Annotated in this window: 18 protein-coding genes, 1 tRNA gene and 1 pseudogene; all 20 read left to right on the top strand. The window is 42.0% G+C overall.

All coding sequences use genetic code 11. The annotated features are described in order from the left end of the window. The first annotated feature begins 13 nt into the window (after positions 1-13). The 20 genes and pseudogenes from QRN39_RS18190 to lysS all read left to right on the top strand — a co-directional run bounded on the left by QRN39_RS18190 (position 14) and on the right by lysS (position 19,900). Positions 14-85 (top strand) — tRNA-Glu (locus QRN39_RS18190). Between the two features lie 204 nt (positions 86-289). Continuing rightward, positions 290-2,773, top strand: a complete 2,484-nt coding sequence (gene spoIIE, locus QRN39_RS18185) for a stage II sporulation protein E (protein ID WP_284907838.1) — start codon at positions 290-292, stop codon at positions 2,771-2,773. 77 nt (positions 2,774-2,850) lie between these two features. Then, positions 2,851-3,585: a vWA domain-containing protein gene (locus tag QRN39_RS18180; RefSeq protein ID WP_003217969.1), complete on the top strand. Its 735-nt coding sequence runs from the start codon at positions 2,851-2,853 to the stop codon at positions 3,583-3,585. Continuing rightward, on the top strand, positions 3,569-4,573 hold the full coding sequence (locus QRN39_RS18175) for a protein kinase domain-containing protein (protein ID WP_284907837.1): 1,005 nt from the start codon (positions 3,569-3,571) through the stop codon (positions 4,571-4,573). Before QRN39_RS18180 ends, QRN39_RS18175 begins: the two co-directional genes overlap by 17 nt. A 96-nt stretch (positions 4,574-4,669) precedes the next feature. Further along, positions 4,670-6,092, top strand: a pseudogene (tilS, locus tag QRN39_RS18170) (tRNA lysidine(34) synthetase TilS). Next, positions 6,089-6,628 carry a hypoxanthine phosphoribosyltransferase gene (hpt, locus tag QRN39_RS18165; RefSeq protein WP_003217950.1) on the top strand — a complete coding sequence of 180 codons (540 nt, stop codon included), beginning with the start codon at positions 6,089-6,091 and terminating at the stop codon, positions 6,626-6,628. Before tilS ends, hpt begins: the two are co-directional and overlap by 4 nt. A 95-nt stretch (positions 6,629-6,723) precedes the next feature. Continuing rightward, entirely contained in the window at positions 6,724-8,628 is a 1,905-nt protein-coding gene (ftsH, locus tag QRN39_RS18160; protein WP_034620893.1) for an ATP-dependent zinc metalloprotease FtsH, read from the top strand. Between the two features lie 162 nt (positions 8,629-8,790). After that, the gene (locus QRN39_RS18155) at positions 8,791-9,567 is read left to right on the top strand and encodes a type III pantothenate kinase (protein ID WP_008341820.1); all 777 of its coding nucleotides are present in this window, start codon (positions 8,791-8,793) and stop codon (positions 9,565-9,567) included. Between the two features lie 15 nt (positions 9,568-9,582). Further along, the gene (hslO, locus tag QRN39_RS18150; RefSeq protein WP_212046557.1) at positions 9,583-10,458 is read left to right on the top strand and encodes an Hsp33 family molecular chaperone HslO; all 876 of its coding nucleotides are present in this window, start codon (positions 9,583-9,585) and stop codon (positions 10,456-10,458) included. A gap of 52 nt (positions 10,459-10,510) precedes the next feature. Beyond that, positions 10,511-11,413, top strand: a complete 903-nt coding sequence (locus tag QRN39_RS18145) for a peptidyl-prolyl cis-trans isomerase (protein ID WP_284907850.1) — start codon at positions 10,511-10,513, stop codon at positions 11,411-11,413. 77 nt (positions 11,414-11,490) lie between these two features. Continuing rightward, positions 11,491-12,414, top strand: coding sequence for a cysteine synthase A (gene cysK / locus QRN39_RS18140; RefSeq protein ID WP_003217917.1), 924 nt, complete (start codon positions 11,491-11,493; stop codon positions 12,412-12,414). A gap of 124 nt (positions 12,415-12,538) precedes the next feature. Continuing rightward, positions 12,539-13,957, top strand: coding sequence for an anthranilate synthase component I family protein (locus QRN39_RS18135; RefSeq protein ID WP_284907834.1), 1,419 nt, complete (start codon positions 12,539-12,541; stop codon positions 13,955-13,957). A 13-nt stretch (positions 13,958-13,970) separates the two neighbouring features. Beyond that, on the top strand, positions 13,971-14,564 hold the full coding sequence (gene pabA, locus QRN39_RS18130) for an aminodeoxychorismate/anthranilate synthase component II (RefSeq protein ID WP_268459739.1): 594 nt from the start codon (positions 13,971-13,973) through the stop codon (positions 14,562-14,564). After that, on the top strand, positions 14,561-15,409 hold the full coding sequence (pabC, locus tag QRN39_RS18125; protein ID WP_284907832.1) for an aminodeoxychorismate lyase: 849 nt from the start codon (positions 14,561-14,563) through the stop codon (positions 15,407-15,409). Before pabA ends, pabC begins: the two co-directional genes overlap by 4 nt. A 9-nt stretch (positions 15,410-15,418) precedes the next feature. Then, positions 15,419-16,276, top strand: coding sequence for a dihydropteroate synthase (gene folP / locus QRN39_RS18120; protein WP_106036312.1), 858 nt, complete (start codon positions 15,419-15,421; stop codon positions 16,274-16,276). Then, positions 16,269-16,631, top strand: a complete 363-nt coding sequence (folB, locus tag QRN39_RS18115; RefSeq protein ID WP_034620891.1) for a dihydroneopterin aldolase — start codon at positions 16,269-16,271, stop codon at positions 16,629-16,631. The genes folP and folB overlap by 8 nt, the downstream gene beginning before the upstream one ends. Continuing rightward, positions 16,628-17,131 (top strand): 2-amino-4-hydroxy-6-hydroxymethyldihydropteridine diphosphokinase, encoded by a 504-nt coding sequence (folK, locus tag QRN39_RS18110; protein ID WP_284907831.1) that lies wholly within the window; start codon positions 16,628-16,630, stop codon positions 17,129-17,131. Before folB ends, folK begins: the two co-directional genes overlap by 4 nt. Continuing rightward, positions 17,083-17,316 (top strand): helix-turn-helix domain-containing protein, encoded by a 234-nt coding sequence (locus QRN39_RS18105; RefSeq protein WP_212046553.1) that lies wholly within the window; start codon positions 17,083-17,085, stop codon positions 17,314-17,316. The genes folK and QRN39_RS18105 overlap by 49 nt, the downstream gene beginning before the upstream one ends. Then, on the top strand, positions 17,309-18,310 hold the full coding sequence (dusB, locus tag QRN39_RS18100) for a tRNA dihydrouridine synthase DusB (RefSeq protein WP_003217922.1): 1,002 nt from the start codon (positions 17,309-17,311) through the stop codon (positions 18,308-18,310). The genes QRN39_RS18105 and dusB overlap by 8 nt, the downstream gene beginning before the upstream one ends. Before the next feature lie 90 nt (positions 18,311-18,400). Beyond that, positions 18,401-19,900, top strand: a complete 1,500-nt coding sequence (lysS, locus tag QRN39_RS18095) for a lysine--tRNA ligase (protein WP_003217915.1) — start codon at positions 18,401-18,403, stop codon at positions 19,898-19,900. Positions 19,901-20,174 lie beyond the last annotated feature (274 nt).

The following is a 20,174-nucleotide window of genomic DNA, read 5'->3' as shown; positions in this document are numbered from 1 at the left end:
AACATAAAAGCAAGGCCCGTTGGTCAAGCGGTTAAGACACCGCCCTTTCACGGCGGTAACACGGGTTCGAATCCCGTACGGGTCATCTTCGAAAACAGCTTTCTTTAGGAAAGCTGTTTTTTTGTGTCTTCGTAAAATTCTGATGAAAGACATCGACTTTCATGAAAGTATGCCTTTTTGACGAATAAAGCGTCGAACGTTTTATGGAAACGACAACTTCTTTTGACAAAATTTCTTTTTCACCTTCGCTATAATGACAAGCAACGAATATCAGGTGGGGGATGAAAAGATGGAAAAACTAGAAAGAAGAACTGATTTAACAGGAGCGGGGTTTGAAAGAATCAGTGCAGGGTTAAAAAAGATGAAAAACCTGTTTCTTCATCATACGCATTCTCTTTTTTTCTATAAAGGGTTTATTTATGTCGTTCTTGGTTTTTTATTAGGACGAGCCTTTATATTATCTGAAATTATGCCGTTTGCTCTGCCTTTCTTTGGCTCGATGCTACTTATCAAAAGAGATAAGTCCATGCTTGCTTGTCTCGCTTTACTTGCTGGAGCCATGACGATATCACCTCAAAATGCATTGTTTGTGTTTGCGTCGCTGATCGTATTCCTTCTTATGTCCAAGGTGGTTTCTTTCATCATCAAAGACCCAGTGAAAACATTGCCGGTTGTCATTGTGCTGTCAATGCTGATCACCAGAGGAGTGTTTGTTTACCTAGAGCAAGGTGCTGTGCAAAGCTACGATTACGTCATGGCGGGTGTCGAAGCAGGACTTGCCTTCATTTTGACACTGATTTTCCTTCAAAGCCTGCCGATTTTTACAGTCAGGAAAATCAAACACTCCTTAAAGGTTGAAGAAATTATTTGCTTTATGATTTTGATTGCCTCAGTTTTAACAGGTCTGGCAGGCATCACATTTCAAGGAATGCAGGCAGAGCATATTTTGTCACGATATGTAGTGCTGAGCTTTGCCTTTATTGGAGGAGCGAGTATTGGTTGTACAGTGGGTGTCGTGACTGGGTTAATTCTCGGTCTCGCTAACATCGGAAACCTTTATCAGATGAGTCTTCTTGCCTTTTCAGGTTTATTAGGAGGATTGCTGAAAGAGGGGAAGAAAGCAGGCGCAGCCATTGGCTTAATTGTGGGTTCCTTACTTATTTCCTTGTACGGAGAAGGATCAGCAGGACTCATAACCACGCTATATGAATCATTGATTGCGGTTGCGCTCTTCTTGCTCACGCCACAATCAGTGACCTCTAAGGTAGCGAAATATATTCCTGGTACGGTAGAGCATGTACAGGAACAGCAACAATACGCCCGGAAAGTACGAGATGTGACAGCAAAAAAGGTAGACCAATTCTCTAACGTATTTCATGCGCTGTCTGAGAGTTTTGCGACATTTTACGATTCCATTCCTGAAGAAAAGAAACAGGAAGAGGATGTAGATCTTTTTTTAAGTACGATCACAGAACGATCCTGTCAAACGTGCTATAAGAAAAATAAATGCTGGGTGCAGAACTTTGATACAACCTATGAACTGATGAAACAAGTTATGCATGAATCTGATGAAAAAACCTACGAGCAAAACCGGAAATTGAAGAAGAAATTTAGCCAGCACTGCTCAAAATCAAAACATGTCGAGGAATTGATTGAAGAGGAGATCGCTTACTATAAAGCCAACCAGACTCTGAAGAAAAAAGTCCAAGACAGCAGACGCCTTGTAGCTGAACAGCTGATGGGTGTCTCACAAGTGATGGAGGATTTTTCCCGGGAAATAAAACGGGAAAGAGAACAGCATTTTATTCAAGAAGAGCAGATGATAGAAGCACTTCAGCACTTTGGAATTGAAATTCAGCAAGTAGAAATTTATAGCTTGGAGCAGGGGAATGTCGATATTGAAATGAGAATCCCATATTGCCAGGGCCATGGTGAATGTGAAAAAATCATCGCCCCTATGCTCTCAGATATTTTAGAAGAACAGATTTTAGTCAAAGCAGAGCAGTGTGCAGAGCACCCAACAGGCTATTGCCACGTTGTATTTGGCTCTGCAAAATCATATCGAGTGGCTACAGGCGTAGCGCATGCAGCAAAAGGCGGAGGATTAGTGTCTGGAGACAGCTACAGCATGATGGAGCTGGGTGCGGGCAAATATGCCGCGGCTATTAGTGATGGAATGGGCAATGGAGCAAGGGCTCATTTTGAAAGCAATGAAACGATTAAGCTGTTAGAAAAAATATTGGCATCAGGCATCAATGAAAAAGTGGCGATTAAAACCATTAATAGTATTTTATCTTTACGAACGACAGATGAAATCTATTCAACGTTAGATTTGTCCATTATTGATTTACAGGATGCGAGCTGTAAATTCCTTAAGATCGGTTCAACACCCAGCTTTATTAAACGGGGTGATCAGGTGATGAAGGTACAAGCGAGCAACTTACCGATTGGGATTATTGATGAATTTGAAGTGGAGGTTGTGAGTGAACAGATGAAGGCAGGAGATCTGCTGATTATGATGAGTGATGGCATTTTCGAAGGACCAAAGCATATTGAAAATCATGATCTCTGGGTGAAACGCAAAATGAAAAGCTTTAAAACAGAAGATCCGCAAGAGATTGCTGATTTATTAATGGAAGAGGTCATTCGAACAAGATCGGGTCAAATTGATGACGATATGACGGTTGTTGTCATCAGGCTTGATCACAATACGCCTAAATGGGCATCCATTCCGACTGGTACATTCTATCTTGAGAAACAAGAGATTTCTTGAAATATCGTATAATATGAATTTCTTCTGGCGATGATGGGGATATAAAGCATTCAGTTACGATCCCAGGAGGAATGAAGATGCGAAAAGGTCACGTAAACCAAATCTTATTGATTACAGATGGCTGCTCAAATCACGGGGAAGATCCACTTGCGATTGCCTCATTGGCAAAGGAACAAGGGATTACAGTCAATGTCATTGGCATTATGGAGGAAAACAGACACGATCATGAAGCAATGAAAGAAGTTGAGGGGATTGCTCTAGCAGGCGGAGGCATTCATCAAGTTGTCTACGTCCAGCAGTTATCTCAAACGGTACAAATGGTTACAAAAAAAGCGATGACACAAACCTTGCAAGGTGTTGTGAATAAAGAATTGCAGCAAATCCTTGGTAAGGACACTGAAATTGAAGAGCTTCCGCCTGATAAGCGCGGGGAAGTGATGGAAGTAGTCGATGAGTTAGGAGAGACGGTTCACCTTCAAGTACTTGTGCTTGTTGATACAAGTGCAAGTATGAAACCGAAGCTGCCGACCGTTAAAGAAGCACTCATTGACCTCTCCATTAGTTTAAATTCAAGAATTGGTGAAAATCAGTTTGGAATGTGTATATTTCCCGGGAAAAACTCAGATGCTGAAATTGTGTTGAATTGGACGCCTCGATTCGATTCACTGTCATCTATTTTCCCGAAACTGACCACGGGAGGAATTACTCCAACTGGACCAGCGCTTCGAGAAGCACTCCAGCATTTCAAATCAGTTCGTTCACGTAAAGGGCTGCTTGAAGCAAAGGAAGAGCATGATGAATTCGGCTTCTAACATTCCGTTAGGCACGGTGATTCATGGGAAATGGCATCACCATCATTACCGCATCGTAAAAGAGCTAGGAAAAGGGGCGAACGGTATTGTCTATCTAGCCGAATCGCCAAATGGTCAAGTAGCCCTTAAAGTGAGTGATGACAGTATGCTCATTGCATCTGAAGTCAATGTGTTAAAATCCTTTTCTAAGGCTCCTGTGAAAACCATGGGGCCTTCTTTTTATGATATGGATGATGCGATTTATCCCGGCATGCTTCAAAAGCGTTCCTTTTATGTGATGGAGTATGTCAGAGGCCCATTACTACTTGAATTTGTAAAACAAAAAGATGATGAGTGGATCGTTGTTTTAATGGTTCAACTTTTATCTAACCTGGCTCATTTACATCAAGAAGGCTGGATTTTTGGTGACTTGAAGCCAGATAATCTCATCGTGTCAGGTCCCCCGGCCGCGATCCGGTGCATTGATGTAGGGGGAACGACAAAAGCAGGCAGGGCAATCAAGGAGTATACCGAGTTTTTTGATCGAGGCTATTGGGGATTCGGCACAAGAAAGGCAGAGCCATCTTATGATCTGTTTGCCTTAAGTATGGTGATGGTGAACTGTGCGTATAAGAAAGAATTCAAAAAAGGAGCAGAACCGGAAAAGCAGCTTTACAGAGCCATTGAAGGACATCCTTTATTAAAGCGTTATGAGCGGGTGTTAAAGGCTGCTCTACAAGGTAAATATCAATCAGCGGCGGCTATGAAGAGTGCAATGCTGAAAGAAGGACAGCTGATCGCTTCAAGAAAAGCGAGTCAAAAGAAGCAGCAAAAAAACGGGCAAAAGCCCGCTGTTCAACAAAATCAACAGGTGACTTCACGATCGAGAGTTGCAGCAGCAAAAAGAACACCAGTACGCAAAAAATCAGGCGGGCTTTTTGAAACTGTTCTTATCGTGTGCAGTGTACTTGCTCTTTACTGTGCATATGTAGTTTTGTTCCTGCTATAGACCTGTAAAAAAGCAGGCTTCATCTTTGCTTGGAGCTACTGAAAGTGATAGGATATGTATATCTTTAAATTACCTGCTCTTTGTGAGGAGGAAGTTGTGAATAGAATTGAATCATTTTTGAAAAAACATGATGTTTACCTTGAAAATACGACAGTCATTGTCGGGGTTTCTGGCGGACCAGATTCCATGCTTTTACTGCACGAACTAAACAAACGTCGAAAAGGTTCCTTTCAGCTGATTGCAGCCCATGTAGATCACATGTTCAGAGGAGAAGAATCCTTTGCTGATTTGGCATTTGTTGAGGCATACTGCAAGGAGCAAGGAATTCCTTTTGAATCGGCCCGCATACAAGTTGCCCAATATGCAAAAGAAAACCACTTAAACAAACAGGCAGCTGCAAGAGAGTGCAGATATGCTTTCTTTCGTCAATTGATGGAGCAATACAACGCTCAATTTCTAGCGCTTGCACATCATGGAGACGACCAAGTAGAAACAATGATGATGAGGCTTGTGAGAGGGACAGTTGGAATAGGACTCGCAGGTATCCAAGCAAAACGTCCTTATCGAGATGGATGGCTGATTCGGCCGCTCATTGGATATTCCAAGGCTGACGTGCTGACCGCTTGTGAAAAAGAACATATTCCCTATGTCATTGATCAAAGCAATCACACAGATGACTACTTGAGAAACCGGATAAGAAGACACATTCTTCCCGTGTTAAAAGAAGAGGCACCTCATGTACATGAAAGCTTTCAGTTTGTAAGTGACATGCTGACTGAAGATGAGCAATATTTGCAGGCATTAACAAAGGAACAAATGAATCAAGTGATAACGAATCAATCGCCTAAGCAAATTAAGATCAAAACGAAGCCTTTGCTTGACCTGCCTTTGCCTTTACAAAGAAGAGGCATTCAACTAATATTAAACTATCTTTATGAAAACACTCAATCAGCGTTTTCAAACCAGCATATTCTAGGGACTTTGGACTGGTTATCTCATACCGAACAACCGTCTGGATCATTAGATTTGCCAAAAGGTTTACAAGCTGTCAAGTCTTATGATTACTGTATGTTTACCTTTGAACGATCGCTTGTACTAGACCAGTCTTATGCTCTTCACTTAAAGGGTGAGCTTGGAGAGAAGCTTTTCCTTCCAAATGGGCAGTCTATCGTGGTATCAAATCATGTTCCGAAGGATGCACGGAACGGAAACCATTTTTTCTTGCTTCAAAAAGATCAAGTTCGTTTCCCTTTGATCATTCGCTCACGAAAAAATGGTGATCGAATGAAACTTAAAGGGATGAATGGATCAAAAAAGGTGAAGGATATATTTATTGATAAAAAAGTGCCTCTTGCAGAAAGAGACAGCTGGCCGATCGTCACTGACTCGGATCATCAAATCATCTGGATCCCAGGTCTGAAAAAATCCGTTTTTGAAGAAATTGATATGACAAACAGCGATCTCATTGTATTACAATATAGACAGCATGAAAATTTGTAGGGGGCAAGCAAAAGCATGAAACAAGATATTGAAAAGGTTTTGATCTCAGAAGAAGAGATCCAGCAAAAAGTGAAGGAACTGGGTGCAACATTAACCAGCGATTATGATGGTAAATTTCCCCTGGCTATTGGTGTTTTGAAAGGGGCTCTTCCATTCATGGCAGACCTGATCAAACACATTGATACATATTTAGAACTTGATTTTATGGATGTATCTAGCTACGGAAAATCTACCGTATCTTCAGGAGAAGTAAAGATCATAAAAGATCTAGATACTTCTGTTGAGGGAAGAGATATTTTAATTATGGAAGATATCATCGACAGTGGGTTAACTTTGAGCTATCTGGTAGAGCTTTTCCGATACCGTAAAGCAAACTCCATAAAAATTGTGACATTGCTTGATAAACCAAGCGGTCGTAAAGCAGACATCAAAGCAGATTATGTTGGATTTGAAGTGCCAGATGCATTTGTTGTCGGCTATGGATTGGATTTCGCTGAACGTTACCGAAACCTCCCGTATATTGGAGTGTTAAAACCATCTGTTTACGAAGGCTAATCAGCATACGTATACATGAGGTTATTGGTTGTATTGGAATGATTTTCTATGATACTATTGAACATAGTTGTGCTTACTGTGGGAGGAGGTAAGGAATGAATCGGGTTTTTCGTAATACGATTTTTTATATACTTATTTTATTACTTGTGATAGGGGTAGTCAGTTGGTTAGGATCCCCTAATCAAAAGCCTGAGAACATGTCTTACAGCAAATTTTCGCAAAATCTAAGTGCGGGAAAAGTGGAGAGTATCTCCATTCAGCCTGTAAGAGGGGTTTATGAAATTCGTGGTCAATTAGATGGCGCGAAGAAAGATGAATACTTCATTACCCATGTTCCAGATGGTCAAGGTGTTGACCAGATTTACAGTGCACTAAAGAATACAGATGTAAAAGTAGAACCAGCACCTGAAACAAATGGATGGCTGCAAGTTCTGACAACCATCATTCCGTTCATCATCATCTTTATCCTGTTCTTCTTCTTACTGAACCAAGCTCAGGGCGGTGGAAGCCGTGTTATGAACTTTGGTAAGAGTAAGGCGAAGCTTTACACTGAAGAGAAGAAACGTGTGAAATTTAAAGATGTTGCCGGTGCAGATGAAGAAAAGCAAGAGCTTGTAGAAGTGGTAGAGTTCCTGAAGGACCCACGTAAATTCGCAGAGCTTGGCGCAAGAATTCCTAAAGGGGTTTTACTAGTAGGACCTCCAGGTACAGGTAAAACATTGCTTGCGAGAGCATCTGCAGGAGAAGCAGGCGTTCCTTTCTTCAGCATCAGTGGTTCTGACTTCGTCGAGATGTTCGTCGGTGTCGGTGCATCACGTGTACGTGATTTATTCGAAAATGCGAAAAAGAATGCACCATGCTTAATCTTTATTGATGAGATTGATGCAGTGGGTCGTCAGCGTGGAGCCGGTCTAGGCGGTGGTCATGACGAGCGTGAACAAACGCTTAACCAGCTTCTTGTTGAAATGGATGGTTTTAGTGCGAACGAAGGTATTATTATCATCGCTGCAACGAACCGTGCAGATATCCTAGATCCTGCATTGCTGCGTCCGGGACGTTTTGACCGTCAAATTACGGTTGACCGCCCAGATGTCATTGGCCGTGAAGAAGTACTGAAGGTTCATGCGAAAAACAAACCGCTTGATGATACAGTGAATTTGAAAGCCATTGCAAGCAGAACACCTGGGTTCTCTGGAGCAGATCTTGAGAACTTACTAAACGAAGCAGCACTTGTTGCTGCCCGTCATAACAAAAAGAAAATTGATATGCGTGATATCGACGAAGCGACTGACCGTGTCATCGCTGGGCCGGCGAAGAAAAGCCGCGTCATTTCGAAGAAAGAACGTAATATCGTGGCTTACCATGAAGCAGGTCATACCGTCATTGGTCTTATCCTAGACGAAGCGGACATGGTGCATAAAGTAACGATCGTTCCTCGTGGTCAGGCAGGCGGATATGCGGTCATGCTTCCAAGAGAAGACCGTTATTTCCAAACGAAGCCAGAGCTTCTTGATAAAATTGTCGGCTTGCTCGGCGGTCGTGTTGCAGAGGAAATTACGTTTGGTGAAGTAAGTACAGGTGCTCACAACGACTTCCAGCGTGCAACTGGCATTGCAAGAAAAATGGTTACAGAGTTCGGTATGTCTGATAAACTTGGTCCACTTCAATTCGGTCAAGCACAAGGAGGTCAAGTATTCCTTGGCCGTGACTTTAACAACGAACCGAATTATAGTGAAGCGATCGCTTACGAAATTGACCAAGAAATTCAGCGTTTCATCAAGGACAGCTACGAACGTGCGAAACAAATTCTCACTGAGAATAAAGATAAGCTAGAAATCATCGCACAAGCTCTTCTAGAAGTTGAAACATTAGATGCTGAGCAAATTAAATCTCTTTACGAAACTGGAAAGCTTCCAGAGCGTGTATACGCAGATGACGAAGAGAAAAACGATGATGTGAAAGTGAACATCAAGAAAAAAGAAGAAGATGAGGAGATCTAATCTCCTTCTGTGAAAGCTGCCGGGATCATCGGCAGCTTTTTTTATTTCGATTCCTGAATGGATCGGTTTCGAATTGTTTACAAATGGAACTCAATTCGTGTATGGTATGATAGAAAGTCGAAAAATGCTCTTTTTGAGAAACTATTCAAAGTGGTGATGAAGTTGTTACTCGTGATAGATGTAGGGAACACAAATACCGTTTTAGGTGTTTATCATAATGGCGATCTAAACTACCATTGGCGAATTGAAACAAGCCGTCATAAAACAGAAGATGAATTTGGTATGGCCATCAGGTCTTTATTTGATTATGTCGGGCTGATGTTTGACCAAATAGAAGGAATTATCATCTCGTCTGTTGTCCCGCCAATGATGTTTGCATTAGAAAGAATGTGCGAGAAGTACTTTCACATAACTCCCCAAATTGTAGGGCCTGGAATGAAGACTGGATTAAACATTATGTGTGACAATCCAAAGGAAGTCGGGGCTGATCGAATTGTGAATGCAGTAGCGGCGATTCATCTATATGGGGCACCTCTCATTGTCGTAGACTTTGGCACAGCGACAACCTACTGCTATATCAATGAACAAAAACAATACATGGGTGGGGCAATTGCACCTGGTATTACCATCTCAACAGAGGCTTTATATACAAGAGCGGCGAAACTGCCGAGAATTGAAATTGTTCGTCCAGATCACATTGTTGGAAAAAACACCATCAGTGCGATGCAATCCGGCATCCTTTATGGATATGTTGGGCAAGTCGAGGGAATAGTGAAACGGATGAAGCAGCAAGCGAAACAAACACCGAAAGTCATTGCAACAGGTGGTTTGTCCACATTGATTGGAAATGAATCAGACTGCATTGATATTGTTGATCCGTTCTTAACATTAAAAGGACTTCAACTCATTTATGAACGTAATCGTGTCGGTGTACTATAGGAGGTTTAAAATCGAATGGACTACTTAGTTAAAGCGTTAGCATATGACGGAAAAGTCCGAGCATATGCTGCAAACACAACAGATACAATCAACGAAGCACAAAGAAGACACCATACATGGCCAACAGCATCAGCAGCGATTGGCAGAACAATGACAGCTACAGTCATGATGGGTGCTATGCTGAAAGGTGAAAATAAGCTAACGGTCAAAATTGAAGGCGGTGGACCAATCGGTGCCATCATTGCTGATGGAAACGCAAAGGGCCAGGTGCGCGGATATGTCTCAAACCCACAAGTCCATTTTGACTTAAATGAACATGGCAAGCTGGATGTTAGACGTGCAGTCGGGACATCTGGAACGTTAAGTGTTGTTAAAGATATCGGGCTGAAAGATCACTTTACAGGACAAACGGAGATCGTTTCAGGTGAAATTGGAGATGACTTCACTTATTACCTTGTCTCTTCTGAGCAAGTGCCTTCCTCTGTAGGTGTAGGGGTTTTGGTCAATCCAGATAACTCGATCCTTGCAGCAGGCGGTTTCATCATTCAATTACTGCCTGGAACAGAAGATGCTGTCATTGAAAGATTAGAAAAGCGGCTCTCAACCATTGAACCCATTTCTAAACTCATTGAAAAAGGGATGGCACCAGAAGAAATTTTAGAAGAAGTACTCGGAGAAAAACCACAAATTTTAGAAACTGTACCTGTCGAATTCTCTTGTAACTGCTCAAAAGAACGTTTTTCTAATGGCATTATCAGCCTAGGAAAAGCCGAAATTGAAGACATGATTGAACAAGACGGACAAGCAGAAGCTCAATGCCATTTTTGTAACGAAACGTATGTATTTACAAAAGAAGAGCTAGAAGAGCTACGTGAAGAAATAACCCGCTAAGCTCTAAGCAGCGGGTTTTCTTTTTAGAATGGAAAGGAGACGAAAGATGAGACTGAAAGCAAGAGTGGTATGGACATTTATTCTCGTGTTGCTTATGATCAATGCCGTTGTCATTGCATATGTATTAACAAAGTCGCAAATGTCACAGGCTTCTTCAAACGGGAAGAGCGGTGAAGAAATTGCGTCGATTGGAAAAGAGAAGGTGACACGTCAAGAATGGTTAAAGAAGATGGAAGACCGCTATGGAAAGGCAACACTTGAGCAAATGATTAATCAGAAGGTGGTCGATCAGCTTGCGAAAGAAAACAAGCTTGAGGTGTCCTCAAAAGAAATCAATCGTGAATTGTTGATGCTTAAAGCGGTATCAAATAATTTCTACGAAGATGGACATACGAGTGAAAAGGACTGGACAGAACAGATTCGTTATCAAATATTATTAGAGCAGCTTTTAACGAGAGATGCTGTCGTTTCCGAAAAAGAAGCGAAATCCTTTTATGAAAAAAACAAGGACTTATATCAATATGATGATTCATACCGTATTCGTCATATCGTCGTGAAGACAAAGGGCGAAGCTGAAAATGTATTGAAGGATCTAAAAGGCGGATCTAGCTTCGAAGCGGTGGCAGCTGAACGCTCCATTGACCGCTACACCTCTCCATATGGCGGAGATCTTGGGTTTGTGACAGAAGAACAAGAAAGTATCCCAGCCCTATACATACAGGAAGCTCAAAAGCTTCAGCCAGATGAATGGACAAAAGAACCGATCGAGACCAAAAACGGGTATGCCATTATTCAATTGAAAGAAAAATTAGATGGCCGCTCCTTCCCGTATGAAGAAGTCAAAAATCAGATCAAAAGGCAGATTGCCATGGAAGATCTAGGTGAAAAGGCGAATGTTAAAACCCTGTGGAAAGAAGCAAAAGTCACATGGTTTTACGATGGCGAGCAGGACTAAAAGCATTGACAAAATTTTTCGAAATTGATAATTTAATATTAATACAATAAAATTACTCGGAGATAGAGGTGTTAGTGATGGCTCGTATTGCAAATTCAGTTTTTGAACTAATAGGAAATACACCAGTCGTTAAATTAAACCGTTTAGTAGATGAAGACAGTGCGGATGTCTACTTGAAACTTGAATATATGAACCCGGGCAGCAGTGTAAAAGATCGCATTGCGTTAGCGATGATCGAAGATGCTGAAGCGAAAGGTACTTTAAAAGCCGGCGACACGCTCATCGAACCAACAAGCGGAAACACAGGGATCGGTCTTGCAATGGTAGCGGCAGCTAAAGGAATTAACGCAATTCTAGTGATGCCAGACACAATGAGTCAGGAGCGTCGCAACCTTTTACGCGCTTATGGTGCAGAGCTTGTATTAACACCAGGTGCAGAAGGAATGAAAGGTGCCATCAAAAAGGCAGAAGAATTGGCAGAAGAGCACGGTTACTTCATGCCTCAGCAATTTAACAACGAAGCCAATGCGGAGATTCACCGTCGTACTACAGGAAAAGAAATTCTTGAACAGTTTGACGGCGAGCTTGATGCATTTATTGCAGGTGTTGGTACGGGCGGCACAATTACGGGTGCTGGTGAAGTCCTCAAAGAAGCCATCCCGTCGATTCAGCTTTATGCGGTAGAGCCGACAGATTCTCCTGTACTATCAGGAGGAAAGCCAGGCCCACATAAAATCCAAGGGATTGGGGCAGGTTTTATCCCTTCCATCTTGAACACGGAAGTATATGATGGCATTATCCAAGTGAAAAACGAAGATGCATTTGAGCTTGCAAGAAAAGCAGCGAAAGAGGAAGGAATCCTTGGCGGTATTTCTTCAGGAGCAGCTATTTACGCAGCACTTCAAACAGCGAAGAAGCTTGGTAAAGGGAAAAAGGTTCTCGCAATTATCCCAAGTAATGGGGAGCGTTACCTCAGCACACCTCTTTATCAATTTGATTAAACCGATTACCCCAGCATTTGCTGGGGTTTTTTTATGAAATCTGTAGATGGAAAGCAAATACTATTTTCTAAATAAATTGGATTGCATTACAATAAGATTAATGAAAATGAAAAAGGATGATAACATGACACAACGCAGGCCGATGGGCATCAAAATTCCTTTTACGAAAGATGCATTCTTGAAAAGATACGAACAATTAACTGCTGGCGAAACACACCATGTTCTGCTTGAAAGTGCTCGTGGTGGTTCATACAGCATTGCTGGCATTCACCCAATCGCTAAAGCGAAGGGAAAAGACGGGATGACAACCATCCATTATCAAGATGAGGTGCTGTTCAAAGAAGGCGATCCATTTAGAGCGTTTACGGATTGGTTCCAAACCCTTCGAACCGAAACGAATGAGGAATACCCTGATTTTCAAGGTGGGGCGATTGGATTTTTAAGCTATGATTATGCTAGATATATCGAGCATTTTAAGATGCTGTCCATTGATGACCTGAAAACACCTGACCTTTATTTTCTCGTGTTTAATGATGTTGCGGTCTTTGATCATGAAGAAAACGTGCTGTGGCTGATTACTCATACAGAGGGAGCGGAATCTGTGAGTGTCACTCATCAAAGACTTGAAGATTTGAAGCAAAAGTGGACAAGCTCTGCAAAAGAATCAGCGCAATCACCTGTTTATGAACCTTCTGTAGAATGTGTACCAGCAGCACCTTTTACCGAAGAAACCTTTGGAGAAGCAGTAGAGAAGATTAAGCAATATATCGCAAGCGGTGATGTGTTCCAAGTGAATTTGTCCATCAGACAAGATGAACAGCTCCACACCCACCCTTATGATTTATACAAAACGTTACGTCAAGTCAATCCATCTCCTTATATGTCTTATCTGCACACGCCTGATTTCCAAATTGTTTGTGGATCTCCAGAGCTGCTGATTAAGAAAAAGGGGACTCAATTAGAAACAAGACCGATTGCGGGTACAAGATCAAGAGGCAAAGACGATGCTGAGGATCAAGCGCTGGCAAAAGAGCTCATTGAAAATGAAAAAGAACGCGCGGAGCATGTGATGCTCGTGGATCTTGAGCGGAATGACCTTGGACGCGTGTCCACTTATGGCTCAGTAAGAGTGAACGAATTTATGGCGATTGAGAAATATTCACACGTGATGCACATTGTATCCAACGTACAAGGGGAACTGCGTGATGATTGTGATGCAGTAGATGTCATGAGAGCTGTATTCCCAGGCGGCACAATTACAGGTGCTCCAAAGGTGAGAACAATGGAAATCATAGAAGAGCTTGAGCCGACAAGGCGTGGGCTTTATACTGGATCTATAGGCTGGTTTGGATTCAATCAAGATATGCACTTTAACATCGTCATTCGTACGGCGTACTGCACTGAAGGCAAAGCCTTTATGCAATCGGGTGCTGGGATCGTCATCGATTCTGTACCAAAGCACGAATACAAAGAATCGATTAAAAAAGCCTATGCAGTAAAAAAAGCATTACAGTTGAGCAAAGAAGAGACTATTTTGAGTTAGAGGTGAGCAGAGCATGATATTAATGATTGATAATTATGATTCATTTACGTACAACCTGGTCCAGTATTTAGGTGAGCTTGGAGAAGAATTGATTGTGAAACGGAATGATCAAGTAACCATTCAAGAAATCGAAGAACTCAAGCCAGATTTTCTCATGATTTCTCCAGGGCCATGCAGTCCTGATGAAGCGGGAATTAGTATGGAGGCAATCAAGCACTTTGCGGGAAGTATTCCGATCTTCGGTGTGTGCCTGGGGCATCAATCCATTGCGCAAGTCTTTGGAGGGGATGTCGTTCGTGCTGAACGCTTAATGCATGGTAAAACGTCAGAGATTGCTCATGACGGAAAAGGTGTCTTCACTGGACTCCAAAATCCGCTCGTCGCAACGAGATATCATTCATTAATTGTCAAAAACGAGACGCTGCCGGAGTGCTTTGTCGCAACAGCCAGCACAAAGGAAGGCGAGCTCATGGCCATTCGCCATAAAGAGCTACCAATTGAAAGTGTACAGTTTCATCCTGAATCGATTATGACGTCCTTCGGAAAAGAAATGCTGAAAAATTTCATTGAAACCTATCGTAAAAAGGGGCATGAAGTAAACGCATGATCATTTATCTGAACGGTCAGTATATAGAGGAGAAAGACGCGACTCTTTCTCCTTTTGATCATGGTTTTCTATATGGCATCGGTGTATTCGAAACATTTACCAGCCTGGCAGGACAAGTCTTTCTGTTAGATTGGCACCTTGAAAGGCTCAATCAATCATTGCGTGACCTTTGCATCGAATCCACAATAGAGAAACCATTTGTACTCGACATCATTCATACCTTACTAAATAAAAACGAAATAGCCGGTGGTCATGCGAGAATTCGCTTCAATGTTTCTGCAGGCAGAGGCAATGGATTTTCTGCAGATCCTTATGAAGAGCCTGTCGTGTTTGTCATGATCTCTCCATTCCGGCCCGAATCTATTTTAGATGAGAAGCAGGGAGCCATTCTTCAAACGAGAAGAAATACGCCGGAAGGTTCAAGGCGCCTCAAGTCTCATCATTATATGAACAACCTGCTGGCTAAAAGAGAAGTGGGGAATGATCCGTCGTTAGAAGGCATCTTTTTAACAAAAGAAAATGATGTGGCAGAAGGCATTACCTCCAATGTATTTTGGCGAAAAGGCGATGTGATTTATACACCGTCACTTGATACAGGCATTTTAAATGGGGTCACTCGTCGATATTGTATCGAAACACTCCAAGCGATGGAGGCGTCGCTAAAAGTAGGGCGATACCCGGTCTCCCATTTGCTATCAGCTGATGAGGCATGGATGACCAATTCTGTTCAAGGGATTGTGCCTTTCGGAAGTATAGGGGAAATCTCCTTGCACCAAAACAGCCGGATCATCTCAACGAAATTGAGAACACAATATACTAAAGAACGTCTAGAACATAAAGAGTAGGTGGACACAATGACACAACAAGTGATAAAACAGCCTAAAATCATACAAGCCAAGCACCACACCCTTAGTTATGAAGAAAAGACATTGGTCATGGGCATTTTAAATGTCACACCTGACTCTTTTTCAGATGGAGGAAAGTTTAATCAAGTGGATAAAGCGCTGGCTCATGCAGCGCAGCTGATAGAGGACGGGGCACATATCATTGATATAGGCGGAGAATCGACTCGTCCTGGAGCGGCGTTTGTCTCAGAACAAGAGGAGCTTTCAAGAGTCATTCCCGTCATTGAAAAGATCACAAAAGAATTGGATGTACCGATTTCCATTGATACGTATAAGGCCCATGTGGCAGATGAAGCAGTGAAAGCCGGAGCTTCCATCATCAATGATGTATGGGGAGCGAAGGCAGATCCTCAAATGGCGCATGTGGCAGCGAAGCACAATGTGCCGATTATTTTAATGCACAATCGGCCAGAGCGAAACTATACACATCTAATTTCAGATATGATCGCAGATTTGAAAGAAAGTGTTCAAATTGCGAAACAAGCGGGTGTCCGTGATGACATGATCATATTAGACCCAGGTATAGGGTTTGCGAAAAATAAAGAGGACAACCTGATAGTGATGAATGAGCTCGAACATTTTTGTCACCTTGGGTATCCACTGCTCTTAGCTACATCTCGAAAGCGATTCATCGGAGCTGTCTTAGACCTGCCACCGGAAGAACGTACTGAAGGAACGGGGGCTACGGTCTGCCTTGGGATTCAAAAAGGCAGTGCGATGGTTCGTGTACATGATGTAAAAGAAATCGCAAGAATGGCAAAAATGATGGATGCCATGTTGAATAAAGGAGGCGCTTATCATCGATAAAGTATATGTAAATGGAATGGAATTTTACGGCTATCATGGCGTATTTGCAGAAGAAAATAAATTAGGACAGCGGTTCCGTGTGGATTTAACAGCTTCACTTGATTTAAGTAAAGCCGGACAAACGGATGACCTCAATGAGACGATCAATTATGCAGAGCTCTACCATATCTGCAAAAGCATTGTAGAGGGTGAATCAGTCAACCTCGTTGAAACACTGACAGAAAGAATTGCGAGCCAAGTGTTAAAGGACTTCCCGACAGTTCAGGAATGTACAGTGAAGGTGATCAAACCAGATCCGCCAATTCCAGGACACTATCAGTCCGTTGCCATTGAAATGACGAGATCGCGCGCATGAACAATACCGCATACATCGCTTTAGGTTCGAACATAGGGAAAAAGGAAACCTATTTAAAAGAAGCCGTCAAAAAACTGCACGAACATCCAGAGGTTCAAGTAGAATCAATCTCATCTATATATGAAACAACACCTGTAGGTTACGAAAACCAAGATGACTTTTTAAATATGGCTGTGAAAATTTCCACCTCGCTTCGTCCGTATGAACTACTGACACTTACTCAGAAAATCGAGCAAGAGTTAGGCAGAACAAGAGAAGTGAGATGGGGACCGCGAACGGCTGACCTTGACATTTTACTTTATAATCGTGAAAATATTGAAACAGAACAGCTTGTAGTGCCACATCCTAGAATGTACGAACGTTTATTCGTTCTCGTTCCGATGAGTGAGATTTGCCCTGAAATCGGCGAAGTACAAATAAATGCCGTAACAGACCAAGAAGGTGTAAGCATATGGAAAAAGATATGTGGGGTAGAAGAATTCGTGCATACCGAAAGCTAAAAGGGTATACTCAGGAAGGGTTCGCGAAAAGACTGGGCATCTCTGTCTCTGTCTTAGGAGAAATTGAGCGAGGCAATCGATTACCAACAAACCAATTGGTTGATCAAATAGCAGATGCTTTAAATATAACGGTGGAAGAACTTTCGCCAATTCTTGAAGAAGAAAGGAGGGGAAATGATGTTTAAAATCGGAGATATCGACATTAAAAACAAAGTGGTGCTCGCACCTATGGCTGGTGTGTGCAACTCTGCCTTCAGACTGACAGTGAAAGAGTTTGGAGCAGGTTTAGTCTGCGCTGAAATGATCAGTGACAAGGCGATCCTGATCAACAATGCAAGAACAATGGGTATGCTATACATTGATGAACGGGAAAAGCCTTTGAGCCTTCAGATATTTGGAGGTGAAAAAGACACTCTCGTTGAAGCAGCAAAGTTTGTAGACCAGAATACCACAGCGGACATTATCGATATCAACATGGGCTGTCCTGTACCGAAGATTACGAAATGTGATGCAGGAGCGAAATGGCTGCTTGATCCAAACAAGATTTATGAAATGGTCTCTGCTGTTGTAGATGCTGTAGATAAACCTGTTACGGTGAAAATGAGAATGGGCTGGGACGAAGATCATATCTTCGCTATCGACAATGCCCGTGCTGTTGAACGAGCAGGTGGACAAGCGGTTGCGCTTCACGGGCGGACACGTGTGCAGATGTACGAAGGAACAGCGAATTGGGATATTATAAAAGAGGTCAAACAATCTGTTTCCATTCCTGTCATCGGCAATGGAGATGTTAAAACCCCTCAAGATGCAAAACGTATGCTTGATGAAACGGGTGTAGATGCTGTCATGATCGGAAGAGCCGCACTAGGAAACCCGTGGATGATCTATCGAACGGTTCATTATTTAGAAACGGGTGAACTGAAAGAAGAGCCAAATGTACGTGAGAAGATGTCAGTGTGCAAGCTTCACTTAGACAGACTTATTGATCTAAAAGGCGAGCATGTGGCTGTCAGAGAAATGAGAAAGCACGCAGCATGGTACTTAAAAGGTGTCCGAGGCAATGCGGACGTGAGAAATCAAATCAATCAAAGCGAAACGAGAGCGGAGCTTGTACAAGTTCTTGATGACTTTACGATCGAAGCCGAGGCAAAAGAGCTTCAAAGTATAAAAGTAGGATAAGACTATCTTTCTTTTTGTAGCTCACTGCTAGTGCATGTACTGGCAGTTTTTCTGCTTTTCTCTGCAAAATACATTATTGGAGTGATATAAATGAGTAATGAAGGGCTTAATAACGAAGAATTAAATGACCAATTCCAGGTCAGACGTGACAAAATGAATAAAATGAGAGAAGAGGGTATCGATCCATTCGGTGAACGATATGACCGTTCTCATCAATCTGCACAAATTATTGCAGAATACGATGAGTTTTCTAAAGAAGACTTAGAAGAAAAGTCTGCCCAAGTGACAATCGCTGGACGTATGATGACAAAGCGTGGAAAAGGGAAAGCTGGCTTTGCGCATATACAAGACTTAGAAGGACAAATTCAAATCTACGTTCGTAAAGATAGTGTAGGAGAAGAAGCTTACGAATTATTCAAAAGCTCAGACCTAGGTGATATTATCGGTGTAACAGGAGCGGTATTTAAAACGAATGTAGGAGAACTTTCTATTAAAGCGACTAGCTTTGAGGTTCTCACAAAAGCACTTCGCCCACTTCCTGATAAATATCATGGACTTAAAGATGTTGAACAACGTTATCGTCAGCGTTACCTTGACCTGATTGTAAATCCAGAGAGTAAGCAGACGTTCATCATGCGAAGCAAGATCATTCAATCTATGAGAAGATACTTAGATTCTAAAGGATACCTAGAAGTTGAAACACCAACTATGCACAGCATCCCTGGTGGTGCATCAGCACGTCCTTTCATTACTCATCATAATGCACTGGATATGCCGCTCTATATGCGTATTGCGATTGAATTGCACTTAAAACGCCTCATTGTCGGTGGCCTAGAGAAAGTATACGAGATTGGCCGTGTATTCCGTAACGAAGGTGTATCAACTCGTCATAACCCAGAATTCACTATGATCGAGCTGTACGAAGCTTACGCAGATTACAAAGACATCATGAACCTAACTGAAAACCTGATTGCTCATATTGCCGAAGAGGTACTAGGGACAACCACGATTCAATATGGAGAAGATGAAATTGATCTCAAGCCTGAATGGAAAAGACTCCATATGGTTGAAGCGGTCAAAGAAGCAACTGGTGTAGACTTCTGGCAGGAGATGTCTATAGAAGAAGCGAAACAGCATGCAGCTGATCACGGAATTGAAATTACGAAAAACATGACAGTAGGTCATATCATCAATGAGTTCTTCGAGCAAAAAGTTGAGGAAACATTGGTGCAGCCTACCTTTATTTACGGACACCCAGTGGAGATTTCTCCATTAGCTAAGAAAAATCCTGAAGATCCTCGCTTCACTGATCGCTTTGAGCTATTTATCGTACGCCGTGAACATGCTAATGCATTCACAGAGCTAAACGATCCAATCGATCAAAGAGAACGATTCGAAGCTCAATTAAAAGAACGTGAAGAAGGAAATGACGAAGCGCATCTAATGGATGACGATTTTGTTGAAGCATTAGAATATGGTATGCCTCCAACAGGCGGACTAGGAATCGGTATCGACCGGTTAATCATGCTATTAACAAATTCTCCATCAATCAGAGATGTACTGCTTTTCCCACAAATGAGAAACCGCTAATACATCAATTAAAGCGCCATTTTAACTATGGCGCTTTTTATTTTTCATAAAATGAAACTTTTTTTAAAAAAACTATTGCAAGGAAAGAATCAAGGTGGTATATTATTATTCGTTGCCGCAAAACAGCAACGAGGTTAAAAAAAGAAATTGAAAAAAATTCTTGACTTTAACCAATACGAAATGTTAAGATATTAAAGTCGCTTACGAGCGATAACGAAAATGATCTTTGAAAACTAAACAAGACAAAACGTACCTGTTAATTCGAGTTTTTATA

Source organism: Bacillus sp. lyk4-R2A-2 (assembly GCF_030209735.1).
In the GTDB taxonomy this organism is placed as follows: domain Bacteria; phylum Bacillota; class Bacilli; order Bacillales; family Bacillaceae; genus Bacillus; species Bacillus pumilus.
The sequence above is the reverse complement of the archived record's forward strand: the minus strand, read 5'-3'. Positions and strand labels throughout refer to the sequence as shown.

Excerpts from the sequence above, each read along its gene's own strand:
- spoIIE (WP_284907838.1), top strand. The coding sequence starts at position 290 with ATGGAAAAACTAGAAAGAAGAACTGATTTAACAGGAGCGGGGTTTGAA.
- QRN39_RS18180 (WP_003217969.1), top strand. The coding sequence starts at position 2,851 with ATGCGAAAAGGTCACGTAAACCAAATCTTATTGATTACAGATGGCTGC.
- QRN39_RS18175 (WP_284907837.1), top strand. The coding sequence starts at position 3,569 with ATGAATTCGGCTTCTAACATTCCGTTAGGCACGGTGATTCATGGGAAA.
- hpt (WP_003217950.1), top strand. The coding sequence starts at position 6,089 with ATGAAACAAGATATTGAAAAGGTTTTGATCTCAGAAGAAGAGATCCAG.
- ftsH (WP_034620893.1), top strand. The coding sequence starts at position 6,724 with ATGAATCGGGTTTTTCGTAATACGATTTTTTATATACTTATTTTATTA.
- hslO (WP_212046557.1), top strand. The coding sequence starts at position 9,583 with ATGGACTACTTAGTTAAAGCGTTAGCATATGACGGAAAAGTCCGAGCA.
- cysK (WP_003217917.1), top strand. The coding sequence starts at position 11,491 with ATGGCTCGTATTGCAAATTCAGTTTTTGAACTAATAGGAAATACACCA.
- QRN39_RS18135 (WP_284907834.1), top strand. The coding sequence starts at position 12,539 with ATGACACAACGCAGGCCGATGGGCATCAAAATTCCTTTTACGAAAGAT.
- pabA (WP_268459739.1), top strand. The coding sequence starts at position 13,971 with ATGATATTAATGATTGATAATTATGATTCATTTACGTACAACCTGGTC.
- pabC (WP_284907832.1), top strand. The coding sequence starts at position 14,561 with ATGATCATTTATCTGAACGGTCAGTATATAGAGGAGAAAGACGCGACT.
- folP (WP_106036312.1), top strand. The coding sequence starts at position 15,419 with ATGACACAACAAGTGATAAAACAGCCTAAAATCATACAAGCCAAGCAC.
- folK (WP_284907831.1), top strand. The coding sequence starts at position 16,628 with ATGAACAATACCGCATACATCGCTTTAGGTTCGAACATAGGGAAAAAG.
- QRN39_RS18105 (WP_212046553.1), top strand. The coding sequence starts at position 17,083 with ATGGAAAAAGATATGTGGGGTAGAAGAATTCGTGCATACCGAAAGCTA.
- dusB (WP_003217922.1), top strand. The coding sequence starts at position 17,309 with ATGTTTAAAATCGGAGATATCGACATTAAAAACAAAGTGGTGCTCGCA.
- lysS (WP_003217915.1), top strand. The coding sequence starts at position 18,401 with ATGAGTAATGAAGGGCTTAATAACGAAGAATTAAATGACCAATTCCAG.